Annotated in this window: 12 protein-coding genes; 8 read left to right on the forward strand and 4 right to left on the reverse strand. The window is 70.9% G+C overall.

Annotated elements, in window-relative coordinates; translation table 11 throughout:
• The 4 genes from IJH84_RS28805 to IJH84_RS28820 form a co-directional block, all read right to left on the reverse strand.
• Window positions 1–656 (reverse strand): amidohydrolase (locus IJH84_RS28805; protein WP_295151189.1); only part of this gene is annotated, 656 nt, incomplete at its 3' end.
• A 228-nt stretch (window positions 657–884) separates the two neighbouring features.
• Window positions 885–1,910: a family 2 encapsulin nanocompartment cargo protein polyprenyl transferase gene (locus IJH84_RS28810; protein ID WP_295151192.1), complete on the reverse strand. Its 1,026-nt coding sequence runs from the start codon at window positions 1,908–1,910 to the stop codon at window positions 885–887.
• Window positions 1,911–1,923: 13 nt separating this feature from the next.
• Complete coding sequence (locus IJH84_RS28815) at window positions 1,924–3,330, reverse strand: family 2B encapsulin nanocompartment shell protein (protein ID WP_233627629.1); 1,407 nt, start codon at window positions 3,328–3,330, stop codon at window positions 1,924–1,926.
• A 268-nt stretch (window positions 3,331–3,598) separates the two neighbouring features.
• Window positions 3,599–5,005 (reverse strand): family 2B encapsulin nanocompartment shell protein, encoded by a 1,407-nt coding sequence (locus IJH84_RS28820; RefSeq protein ID WP_295151208.1) that lies wholly within the window; start codon window positions 5,003–5,005, stop codon window positions 3,599–3,601.
• An 850-nt stretch (window positions 5,006–5,855) separates the two neighbouring features.
• On the opposite strand from IJH84_RS28820, the gene IJH84_RS28825 reads away from it, so the two are divergent.
• From IJH84_RS28825 to IJH84_RS28860, 8 genes are all read left to right on the forward strand, one after another.
• The gene (locus IJH84_RS28825; RefSeq protein ID WP_200070833.1) at window positions 5,856–6,152 is read left to right on the forward strand and encodes a helix-turn-helix transcriptional regulator; all 297 of its coding nucleotides are present in this window, start codon (window positions 5,856–5,858) and stop codon (window positions 6,150–6,152) included.
• A 384-nt stretch (window positions 6,153–6,536) separates the two neighbouring features.
• Window positions 6,537–7,298 carry a hypothetical protein gene (locus IJH84_RS28830; protein ID WP_295151196.1) on the forward strand — a complete coding sequence of 254 codons (762 nt, stop codon included), beginning with the start codon at window positions 6,537–6,539 and terminating at the stop codon, window positions 7,296–7,298.
• Window positions 7,295–8,461: a hypothetical protein gene (locus IJH84_RS28835; RefSeq protein WP_295151198.1), complete on the forward strand. Its 1,167-nt coding sequence runs from the start codon at window positions 7,295–7,297 to the stop codon at window positions 8,459–8,461. The genes IJH84_RS28830 and IJH84_RS28835 overlap by 4 nt, the downstream gene beginning before the upstream one ends.
• 82 nt (window positions 8,462–8,543) lie before the next feature.
• A complete protein-coding gene (locus IJH84_RS28840) occupies window positions 8,544–9,215 on the forward strand; it encodes a TNT domain-containing protein (protein ID WP_295151200.1) in 672 nt (223 codons plus the stop codon).
• 43 nt (window positions 9,216–9,258) lie between these two features.
• Window positions 9,259–9,492 carry a hypothetical protein gene (locus IJH84_RS28845; protein ID WP_200070837.1) on the forward strand — a complete coding sequence of 78 codons (234 nt, stop codon included), beginning with the start codon at window positions 9,259–9,261 and terminating at the stop codon, window positions 9,490–9,492.
• A gap of 100 nt (window positions 9,493–9,592) precedes the next feature.
• Entirely contained in the window at window positions 9,593–10,606 is a 1,014-nt protein-coding gene (add, locus tag IJH84_RS28850; RefSeq protein ID WP_295151203.1) for an adenosine deaminase, read from the forward strand.
• Window positions 10,607–10,674: 68 nt separating this feature from the next.
• Window positions 10,675–11,127: a hypothetical protein gene (locus tag IJH84_RS28855; protein ID WP_200070839.1), complete on the forward strand. Its 453-nt coding sequence runs from the start codon at window positions 10,675–10,677 to the stop codon at window positions 11,125–11,127.
• A 145-nt stretch (window positions 11,128–11,272) separates the two neighbouring features.
• Window positions 11,273–11,799: DUF1015 family protein (locus IJH84_RS28860; RefSeq protein ID WP_295151206.1), on the forward strand; the 527-nt coding region annotated here is incomplete at its 3' end.

Below are 11,799 nucleotides of genomic sequence, written 5' to 3' on the forward strand. Positions count from 1 at the left end.
ACGGTCTGCAACCGCAGCACCGTCGAAGCCGCCAGCACCACCGGGTCGACCGTCGCCTCCGGCCGCGACCCGTGCCCGCCGCGGCCGAACAGCCGGACGTGCAGCGTGTCGCTGGCGGACATGGCCAGGCCGGAGCGGGTGAGCACGTGCCCGGCGGGCATCGGCGCGAGGTGCTGGCCGAGCGCCACGTCCGGGGTGCCGAAGCGGTCGAACAACCCGTCCTCGACCATCGCGCGCGCACCGCCGCCGGCCTCCTCCGCGGGCTGGAGCACGAACAAGATCGTGCCGGACCAGGAATCCCGCCTCGCGGCAAGGCTTTCCGCCGCACCGAGCAGCCAGGTGACGTGCAGGTCGTGCCCGCAGGCGTGCGCCACCGGAACCTCGATGCCCTGCGAATTCGTCGCGACCCGGGTGCTGGCGTAGGACAGCCCGGTCTCCTCCCGCACCGGCAGCGCGTCCATGTCGGCGCGCAGCAGCACGGTCGGCCCGGCACCGTTGCGCAGGACCCCGGCCACGCCGGTGCGGCCGATCCCGGTGGTGACTTCGCACCCGGCCGCGCGCAGGGCGTCCGCCCCGATGCCCGCGGTCCGGTGCTCCTCGAACGACAGCTCCGGGTTGCGGTGCAGGTCGACGTAGCGGCTTTCCAGGTCGCTCATGTTGCTCCTTCCGGCGGTACTGCCCGGAAGTCTCGGATCGCGTCGTGCTGCTTGCAACGTGCGCGAGAGCGACGCGACACGCGGCGGGGCCGAGCGGACGGTCGCAGGACGCGGTCGCCGGTGGAGGTCCGCTCCGCGCGGCCATCCGTCGTGGATCGCTCCGGCCGCAACACTGCGCGAACCGGCCGGACCCGCGGCGGTACCGGCGGCAACGGTCCATCCGCGGTATCAGTACTTCCTGCTGGTGAGCATCCTGGTCAAGCCGGACAGCTCCGCCGCCACCTCCGGTGCCGGGTCGGCCAGCCGCAGCTGCTCGTGCGCCTCCCGCTCGCACCGCTCGACGCGTTGCAGGCACCATTCCCGGCCGCCGGCCTCGGTCACCAGCTCGGCCGCCCGCACCGCGTCCTTTTCGGACAGTTCGGTGGCGCGCTCGTAGAGCTCGGCGAGTTCGCCGCCCGCCGCGGTGCCGGAGTTCAACGCGGCCACCACCGGCAGCGACTTCTTCCGGTTCCGCAGGTCCGAATGCACCGGTTTCCCGGTCACCTCCGGATCGCCCCAAATGCCCAGCAGGTCGTCCACCAGCTGGAACGCCAGGCCGAGCCGGGTGCCGAAGCGCCGCAACCGCTGCGCCCGCTCCGGCTCGGCACCGCCGAACGAAGCGCCGAGCGCGCAACTGCAACCCAGCAGCGAAGCCGTTTTCGCGCTCACCATCGTCAAGCACTCCGGCAGCGCCACATCGGAGCGGCGCTCGAACGACATGTCCGCGCTCTGCCCGTCCACCAGGTTCAGCACCGTGCTGTTGAGCTCCTGCAACCCGGACATCGCAGCCGGGTGCCCGCTGGCGGTGAGCACATCCGCGGCCAGCGTCAGCAGCGCGTCACCGGCGAGGATCGCCGCACCCGAACCGAACACCCGCCACGCCGTGGGCCGGTGCCTGCGGGTCAGGTCGCCGTCCATCACGTCGTCGTGCAGCAGTGAGAAGTTGTGCACCAGCTCCACCGCCACCGCCGCGGGCAGCGCCGCCTCGGCGTCCGCGCCGACGGCACGCGCCGAGAGCAGCACCAGGTTCGGCCGGATCGCCTTGCCCGCCGGAGCCTCCACCGGTGCGCCGTGCTCGTCCCACCAGCCGAAGTGGTGACCGACGATGCGGCTCATCGACTCCGGCAGCGTGCCCACGGCCGCACGCAGCGCGGGGTCCAGCAGGGCGCGCCCGGCCGCGAGGGTGTCGGGCACGCCGTCGACTCCCGTGCTCATCCGCGAAGTCCCTTCACCGCGTGGTCTCGACGTGTTCGAGCACCCCGAGCGCGTCCGGCACCAGCACCGCCGCCGAGTAGTAGGTGCTGACCAGGTAGGAGCTCACCGCGTGCTCGTCGAGGTTCATGAACCGCGCGTTCAGGCCCGGCTCGAGCTCGTCCGGGATGCCGGTCTGGTGCAGACCGATCACGCCGCTGTCCTCGGCGCCGGTGCGCATCGCAAGGATCGAGGTGCTCCCGGACTCGTCGATCGGAATCTTGTTGCACGGCAGCAGCGGAACTCCGCGCCAGCCGGTCAACCGCGCGCCGTCGGTTTCGACGGTGTCCGGCACCACGCCGCGCTTGTTGCACTCGCGGCCGAACGCCGCGATCGCCTTGGGATGCGCGGCGAACAGCTTCGTCCCGCGCCGCCGGGACAGCAGCTCGTCCAGGTCGTCCGGCGCGGGCGGGCCGGTGCGGGTGTGGATCCGCTGCGAGAGGTCGGCGTTGTGCAGCAGTCCGAAATCGCGGCTGTTGACCAGGTCGTTCTCCTGGCGTTCGCGCAGCGCCTGGATGGTCAGCCGCAGCTGCTGCTCGGTCTGGTCCATCGGCGTGCTGTAGAGGTCGGTGACCCGCGTGTGCACCCGCAGGATGCTTTGCGCGACGGCCAGTTCGTACTCGCGCGGCGCGGTCTCGTAGTCGACGAAGGTGCCGCCGAGCAGCTGTTCCCCGGAATGCCCCGAGTTGATGCCGATCTCGGCCTCGCCGTGCTTGTTCTGCGCCTTGCGCGGCCGCGACCCGACCTGCTCCAGATGTGCCCGCAGCGAATCCGTGCGGTCGCGGATCTCCTGCAGCACCGGGGACCGCAGCGCCAGCACCGTGCACGCGGTGACGGCTTTGAGATCGCACCGCCAGTTGCCGTCCTCGCCGGTCAGCACCTCGTCGCCGATGTGGTCGCCGTCGGCGATCATGCCGAGCACCGCGTCGTCGCCGTACTGGCCGCGGGCGAGCTTGTGCACCTTGCCGTGCGCGACCAGCAGCAGCCGGTCGATCGGCTGGCCCGCCTCGGCGATCACGTCGCCCGCGGCGTACTCGTGCTGGGTGAACCGGTCGGCCAGCGCGCCGAGCGCGCCGGAGTCGTCGAATCCGCGCAGCGCGGGCAGTTCCCGCAGCTCCTGCGGCACGACCTGCACGTGCGCGCCGGTGTTGACGAAGGTGATGCGCCCGTCGCCGAGCGTGTAGGTCAACCGCCGGTTCACCCGGTACGTGCCCGCGGTGGCCTCCACCCACGGCAGCTTGCGCAGCAGCCAGCGGGAACTGATGCCCTGCATCTGCGGCGGAGTCTTGGTGGTGGTCGCCAGGTTCCGCGCCGCGGCGGTGCCCAGGCTCAGCGCCGGGCGGTCGGTCTGCTGCCGGTCTGCGGTGTCGATCTCGCGGGTCATGCGGCTCCCGTCGGTTCCGAGCCTGTTCTGGATCATGTTGCGTGGGTGGTCGGGTAGCGGTGCCGGTCGCTCCGGTGCTGGGAGCGGCTGCGTGTTCGCAACGAGTGACCGCACCGTTCGCCCGAACCATTGGGGCGAAGCGGCCGTTAACTCCGGATGCCGCTTCCCGCCGACCACCGGCCACAGTGGACATCGCTGTACCGGTCCACAGTGGATAGCTATCGGCCGGGGCCCGCGGCCGAGGCCGGTGGCCCCGGCCGCCCGGGCTTCAGCCGTCGCGTCCGACCTCGACGTTCTCCAGCACGCCGAGCGCGTCCGGGGTCAGCACCGCCGCCGAGTAGTAGGTGCTGACCAGGTAGGAGATCACCGCGCTCTCGTTGATCCCCATGAACCGCACCGACAGGCCCGGCTGGTACTCGTCCGGGATGCCGGTCTGGTGCAGGCCCACCACGCCCTGGTTCTGCTCGCCCGCGCGCAGCAGCATGATCGAGCTCGACCGCGTCTCGGACACGCCGATCTTGTTGCAGGGCAGCAGCGGCACACCGCGCCACGCCGGGAAGTGGTGCCCGCCGAACTCCACGTTCTGCGGGTACAGGCCGCGGTGGCTGCACTCGCGGCCGAACGCCGCGATCGCGCGCGGGTGCGCCAGGAAGAAGCTGGGTTCCTTCCACACCGTGGACAGCAGCTCGTCCATGTCGTCGGGCGTGGGCGGGCCGGTGCGGGTGTGGATGCGCTGCGCGAGGTCGGCGTTATGCAGCAGCCCGAAGTCGCGGTTGTTGATCAGCTCCTGCTCCTGGCGCTCGCGCAGCGCCTCGATGGTCAGCCGCAGCTGCTGCTCGGTCTGGTTCATCGGCTGGTTGTAGAGGTCCGCGACGCGGCTGTGCACCCGCAGCACCGTCTGCGCGACGCTGAGCTCGTACTCCCGCGGCGAGAGCTCGTAATCCACGTAGGTGCCGGCGAGTTCGGTCTCGCCGACGTGCCCGGAACTGATGTCGATCTCGGCCTCGCCGTGCTCGTTCTGCGGCTTCGGCCGGTCGCTCAGCGCCTGCTGGATGTGCGTGCGCAGCGACTCCGCCGCGTTCATCTCCTGCAGGCTCTGGTGCCGCAGGGTGAGCACGGTGCAGCCGGTCACGGCCTTGACGGTGTGCTTCCACGAGCCGTCCGCGGAGGCCAGCGCCTCCGCGCCGAAGTACTCCCCGCTGGCCATCACGCCGAGCACGGTGTCGTCGCCGTACTCCCCGCGGCCGATCTTGTTGGCCTTGCCGTGCGCGAGCAGGAACACCTGGTCCACCGGTTGCCCGGACTCGACGATCACGTCGCCGGGGCCGAACTCCTGCTGCACGAAGCGGTCCGCGAGCGCGCCCAGCGCCGACTCGTCGTCGAACCCGCGCAGCAGCGGCAGTTCCCGCAGCTCCTGCGGGATGACGCGGACTTCGCTGCCGGTGTTGGTGCAGGTGATCCGCCCGTCGCCGAGGGTGTAGGTGAGCCGGCGGTTGACCCGGTAGGTGCCGCCGGCGGCCTGCGTCCAGGGCAGCATCTTCAGCAGCCACCGCGAGGTGACGCCCTGCATCTGCGGCGGGGTCTTCGTCGTGGTCGCCAGGTTCCGCGCCGCCGCGGTGCCCAGGCTCAGCTGCGGCCGCTCGTTCTCATCGACACCCGTATCCGCCACGGTCACGAGGTACACCACCCAATCTTCGCTACGAGGTTGTTGCCTGGTCTTCGGGACGGGATCCCGGATTCCCGCGGTCGTCGGCCAGGAGCTCACCGGCCGAGCCGGCGAACCGCCGGCCACCGGGCGCGAGCCGGTGCCGGGACCACGTCCCGGGATGGTTTTCCGGGCGCGCGCATCGAGGGGTTGTGCGCACCCGCACCGGCCCGTGCCGAATCCGGCGCCGGGCAGCATTGCCCGCACGCCCGTCAATTGCACGGATCGTTCGCGTTGTTCGGTCGCGCTTGTGCTTTTCCAGCGGTGATTCCGGCGCGCGGTCGGCATTCGAGCCGACGATTCCGGCCGGGTCGAGTTCTCTCGATCAGTTGCTTGGCGGTGCAGACGCTAGCACCGCCGGATGGGCCCGTATAGTCACCCGAAGGAGCTAAGCGATGGGCCTCGATCGTTCCGCGACCGATTTCCCCGACGATCACTCGATCGGCCTGTTGCATCACATGAAGTAGTTGTTGGTGGAACGAATTCCTGGGCTTTCGAGCTCTGCGCCGCGCGCCGCTGCGATTAACGGGTCCGGTTTCTCGGCCGAATTGCATTCGGTGAATGCGCGCTCCTGCTCTGACCGGGGGATCGGGAGCGCGCTGCCGCCCGGCGGAGCCGGTTGCTGTCGCGGCGCATCGCTGCAGTAGCGTTCTGCGCGGGGAAAACGCGTCTCACCGACAAAATCTCAGGTTTCTCGAAATCGGCTCGGACGTGCGGGTTGTCGTGGGGACTGTTGGTAGCGGCGTGCGATCAGCGTGGGATGTTTCGCGATGGCGTCGCGTGCGGGCGGCGCCTACTGGGTCGGAGGAGGACGGCCACGATGCGGTGGAATCTGCGGCTGGCGGCGGCCAATCGCGGTATCTGGAAAGCGGGCGAACTGCAGCGCAGGCTGGCCGAGCGGGGACTGGTCGTCTCCGCGGGCAAGATGTCCGCGCTGTGGTCCGGGCAGCCCAGCAGCGTGAAGCTGGACGATTTGGACGTGCTGTGCGCGGTGCTCGGCTGCGAAGTCGGGGAACTGCTCATTCCGCAGCCGGAACGGGTGCCGCCGGCGAGCTCTTCCGCGGATCCCGGTGGTGCGGCCGGAACCGGCGAGTCCGGGCGGTCCGGTTCCGGATGAGCGTTTCCGGAGGACCGTGCGCGCGATACCTTTTCCGGTCGGCACGGCCAAGCGCCGAAGGGCGATCAATCGAGAGTGATGATGATCACTAGAATTCGTTTCGTGGTGAATGGGAGGTGGTACTGCTCCGAAGCGGTGATCGATGGTTATTCGGTCGGATGAACCCGACGGTGGCGGCCTTGTGCGGCATCCGCCGTGCTGGCTAGCTTGTCGATCGGCCGTTCGCACCTGAGATGAATCCCCGCGCGTCCACGGCGGATCGAGTGCCGACGGCCCGGCTCCCGCGGTAATGCTCGCGGGAAATACGGCGCGAACGGCCGTGCGCGTTTCCGGTGTTTTCGCGCACCGGCGGTTCGCGCGCATCGGCGGTCGGAAAGGAATGCGATGCAGATCTACCTCGCCGGGGCCCTGTGGGTCGCCGGAGCGGCCGCGGTCGGTGCCTTGCTCGCCTGGGCCGTGCGGCGATTCGGCCTGGACGAAGGGCGGCCGGACAACAACGAGGCCACCGGGCAGGTCTTCGTCATCGTCAGCGGGCTGCACGCGGTGATCGTCGGGTTCGTGCTGATCTCGCTGTTCGACGCCGTTTCCACCACCAGCGACGGGCTCGACGCCGAGGCCGAGGGCCTGGTCGCCGCATCTTGGGCGGCGGACTCGCTGCCCGGTCAGACGGGTGCCGAGGTGCGCAGCCTGGGCGACAGCTACGCCCGCAACGTCGTGGACTACGAGTGGCCGCAGCTGCACGCCGGGCAGGACGTCACCGGGCCGGGCTGGCAGCAGCTCGACGCGATCCGCGGCGCCATCGCCGCTTCCGAACCGGTCGGGGAGTGGCAGGAGGACCGCAAGACCGAGGCGTTCAGCCGACTCTGGGAGGTCTACCACGAGCGCCAGGCGCGACTGGCCGCGGTCGAGGACAACCAGGTCGCCGAGGTGGTCTGGTTCGTGCTCATCATCGGCACCGTCGTGACGGTGCTGCTGCCGAACCTATTCGGTGGCACCAAGTTGTGGCCGCAGGTCGTGCTCATGTCCACATTGGCCGGTGCGTTGACGTTGCTGCTGTTCGCGATCTACCAGCTGCAGAACCCGTTCAACGGAACCTCCGCGATCCAGCCGGACGCGCTGGAGTGGGCGATGGGGCGGCTGACGTGAGTCCGGCGGCGCGCAGGCTGGCGGGAGCTTCCGCGGCCTTCGCGGCGGTGGCGGTGTCCGTTCCGGTCCTCACGGCGGCGGATTCCCCCGGCAAGTGCGGCATTCTGCGCACGCAGACCACAGCGGACCCGTTTTCGTCCACTGTGGAGCGCGTGGACCCGGGCAGCGGGGAGCCGACGCAGGTCGCGGAGCTGGACGAGGTCGTGGACGCGCTGGGCTTCACCTCGTCGCAGGGCGTGGCGTACGGGATGGCGGGCGACTTCGCGCACGACCACCCGGACGGTGCGCCACCCGGCAGGCGTGCAGTGACGATCTCGCCGGACGGAACGGTCACCGACGCGGGCAGGGTGCCGTGGGCGGTGTTGCGGGCCACCGCGGGCGAAGTCGTCGGCGACCGCTGGTACCTCGGGGCGCTGAACTTCCTGTACGTGGTGGACATCGACCCGGACAGCCCGTCGTACCTCGACATCACCGAAGCCACCGCGCTGCACGACCCGGCGCTGGCGGTCGGGATGCACGACTTCGCCGCTGATCCGGTGGACGGTGATCTCTACGGCGTTTCTTCGCTGCTGCCGGGTCCGGCGCGGGTGGTGCGCATCGACCCGGGAACCGGGGACGTGCAGGTCGTGCCGGGTGCCCGCTTGCCTGGCGGGACGGTTTACGGCTCGGTGAGCATCGGGCCGGATCGTTCGTTGTTCGCGTTCGCGCACGACGTGGACGGGGCGAGCAGGCTTTACCGCGTGGATCGGGACGGGGAGGTTCGCGAGCTGGCCAGCGGTCCGGTGGTGCTGAGTTCGGACTCCGCGGGCTGCATCGGCGAACCCGGCCCGCCACCACCCGAGCCCGCACCGCCCGAACCCGCGCCGCCGGAGCCGCCCCCACCGGACCCACCCCCGCCGGAGCCGCCCGCACCGCAGCCACCCGCACCATCGCCGCCAGCTCCGGAACCCCCCGAGGCCGCGCAGCCCGCGCCCGAGCCGCCCGCTCCGGAACCGCCCTCGCCACCCCAGGACTCCGGCCGCGACCGTCCCGTGATGTTCCCCCCGGAGGAATCCGACGACGAACAGCCGACCCCCACCGAAGAGAAGCGCCGCTGGGGCCTCACGACGCTGCTGCTGATACTCGGCGGCGGCGCAGCAGCACGCTCGGTCGGCCGCCGCTGAGCAACCGATCCGGCAGGAATCACCCGATGCGGCCGGCCGCGATCGCGCAGCCGCCGTCCCGACGACCAGGAAGCGGACTTCGATGAGCGGAAGTCCCGGCTCGCCGGGTGTGCTGCGCGCCCGTGGCGTCCGCCTGCTGCTCGCGCTGTTCATGGTGCTCTCGGCAGGCATGCTGCCTGCGCTTCCGGCGCACGCGGAGCCGGAACCGTGCACGGGAGTCCACCAGGGCGACGAGCGGCTGGGGCCGGAGAACCTGCCTACGGTCCGGCAGCGCCCGGTCGGACCGCTGCTGGCCGGTTACTCGCGGACCGGTGAGCTCAGCACCGAGGACTTCCTCGACCGGTATTGGGATCCGGGCGCGGACAGCTGGCGCTACCCGCCGCAGGACGGTTTCGCCGTCGGCCCGGACGGAGCTGCCCGCAAGCACCCGCAGGTGTTGCGGGCCGGTACGGACCTGGACCGCTTCGGCTCCGAGTTCGGCTCGTTCCTGGCCCCGGCGGGCGATCACTACGCCGAACGTTCGCTGCCGCCGCAGAGCCTGCTCACCCGCGAACCGCGATTCCCGTGCGGTTACCACGAATACGAGGTGGCGCGGGACTTCACCGCGTGGCAGGGCGAGATCGCACCGTGGTTCGCGCAGCGCGGCGGCGGGCAGCAGATCCTGCTCGATCCCGCGTTCCTCGATCCCGGGCAGGGGCAGCGGTTGAACGTTCGGTGGCTGGTGGCGCACGGCTACCTCGAACCAGCAGGCTGATCCGGGGCCTGCGGTCACCGTGGCCGCACCGGGAGGAATCGACGTGGACCGCGAAGAACTGCTGAGCGTCCTGCGCCACCGCGGAGTCGCCGACGCCGAGATGTGGATCGAGGGCGTGCACCAGCCGCAGCCCCCGTCCCCGGAGTTCCTGTTCCTGCGCCGGGCGGGGAACGGTTGGGACACCGGTGTTTGCGAACGCGGCAGCTGGCACGTGGTGGCCTCGTTCCCGGACGAAGCGGCCGCCTGCGCCCACCTGCTGCGCCTGGCCGAGCCCTGACGCGCCGCACCCGCCCGGCGTGCCGATCACCTCGGGCAGCCGGCCTGGTGGACGGCGGACGCCTGTGCCGGCTCGGTATGTTCGCCTGCGGGAGGTCGGTGTGGACGAGTTCATCGCAGCGCTGCCCAAGGTCGAGCTGCACGTGCACTTGGTCGGTTCGGCATCGTTCGAGACCGTGCTGGACCTCGCGTCCCGGCACCCGGACGCCGGGGTGCCGACCACCAGGCGGGAACTCGCCGAGTTCTACCGGTTCCGGGACTTCGAGCACTTCATCCGCGTGTACGTGGCGGTGAACTCGCTGGTGCGCACTTCCGCGGACGTGACGCGGCTGGTGACCGGGCTGGCCACCGACCTCGCTGCGCAGCGCGTCCGCTACGCGGAGGTGACCGTGACGGTGTTCAGCCACCTGTTCGCCTGGCTCACCGACGACGAGATGCTCACCGGGCTCACCGAGGGCCGCGCGGCCGCGCGCGAGCAGGGTGTGGAACTGGCGTGGTGCTTCGACATCCCGGGCGGTCATCCGGCGGTCGGTGACGGCATGGACACCGTGCGGTTCGGGTTGGTGAACCGGCCGGAAGGGCTGGTCAGCCTCGGGCTGCGCGGCATCGAAGTGGACCGTGCGCGGTTCACCGGCGCTTTCGCGGCCGCTCGTGCCGCGGGGCTGCGCAGCGTCCCGCACGCGGGCGAGACGACCGGCCCCGAGTCGATCTGGACGGCGCTGCGCGAACTCGGCGCGGAACGAATCGGGCACGGCATCAGCGCGGTGCGAGATCACGCGCTCATCGAGCACTTGGCGGCCGAGCAGGTCCCGCTGGAGCTGTGCCCGACGTCGAACCTGCGAACCCGGCAGATCGCGGCGATCGGCGCGCATCCCGTCCGGCAGCTGCGGGACAACGGCGTGCTGGTGACGTTGAACACCGACGATCCGCCGATGTTCGGCACCGACCTCAACCGCGAGTACCGGGTCGTGGCGGAGAGCCTGGAGCTGGACCGCGCGGAGGTGGCCGACCTGGCGCGCAACGCGGTCACCGCCTCGTTCCTGGACGAGCCGGGGAAGGCTCGGATCCTCGGGGAGATCGACGACGTACTCGCCGCGCACGCCGATGGCGCGTGAACGGTCGGCCCGCACCGCCGCTCGCGGAGTACCGTGCCCGCAGGGAGAGCCCCAGTGGGAAGGCACCGATGAGCACGACGATCCGCAAGAAGACGGCCCGCGCCGCTACGGGCGCAATGCTGCTCGCCGGACTCGTCCTGCCGCTGCTCGGCTGCGCCGACACCGACCCGGGCGTGCAGCACTACGCGCCCAGCCAGTCGCGGCAGGACATCGCCACCAAGGTCGGTTTCATCAAGCACGACCTGTGCTTCCGCGAGGCCACGACGCACGGGACGCAGCGCTGCGACCGCTACCTGACCCAGGTCCGCAACATCGCGCTCAGCGCCACCGAGTCCACTGAGAACCCACCGGCGATCACCGGCCCCGCGCAGGTCTTGCAGCAGCGGGTGCAACAGCTGCAGGGGCAGGGTTGCCTGCCACCCTCCCCCGACACCGAGCAGCGTTGCACCGCGAGCCTGCAAGCGGTGAACAAGGCGCTCACCGACCTCGAAACCGCGCTCGCCACCGCACCGCCGCGCTGAGAGCTCCCGATCGGCACGTAGCGGAGCCGGTCAGCGGCACTCCCACGCACCGTGCTCCGGAGCCCGATCCCCGCATAGCGCCCAAAAAGGCGCGGGAGACCGCCCACCTCTCGGGCCGCACCGCGGCCGGGTTGATACTGCGGGGGTGACGAGATCGGTTCGCGTCGGAGTGGACATCCGCCCGTTCCGCGCATGGGTGCTCGCGCCGGAACGGCTGCGCGGCCTCGCCGACCGGCACGCCACCCCGTGGGACCGGTCGGGCGGCCACATCGCGGACTCGCTGCGGCTGCTGGACGAGTGGAAACGACTGCGGGTGCTGGCGCGGGAATCACGGCCCGCGATGTACGTCTACGAGCAGACCGGCCCGCTCGGGGTGCAGCGCGGCGTGATCTCCGCGGTGCATCTGGACAGCAGGCTGCTGCCGCACGAGGACGTCCTGCCGCCGCACGCGGAGAACATGGCGGAGCTGATGCGCGCAGGCGGGATGAGCCTGCCGCCGATACTGCTGGGCTACACCGGCACCGACCACGTCGCGGCGCAACTGGACGCGGCGACCCGGCAGCCGCCGCTGACCGAGCTGTTCACCCCGGACGGCCAGGAGCACCGGGTGTGGCGGATGGCAGCGCGGGATTCCTGCTCGGAACTGATGGGCGCGCTGCACGAGCGCGCCGC

The sequence above is a fragment of the Saccharopolyspora sp. genome, from assembly GCF_017434145.1.
Taxonomy (GTDB): domain Bacteria; phylum Actinomycetota; class Actinomycetes; order Mycobacteriales; family Pseudonocardiaceae; genus Saccharopolyspora_C; species Saccharopolyspora_C galaxeae.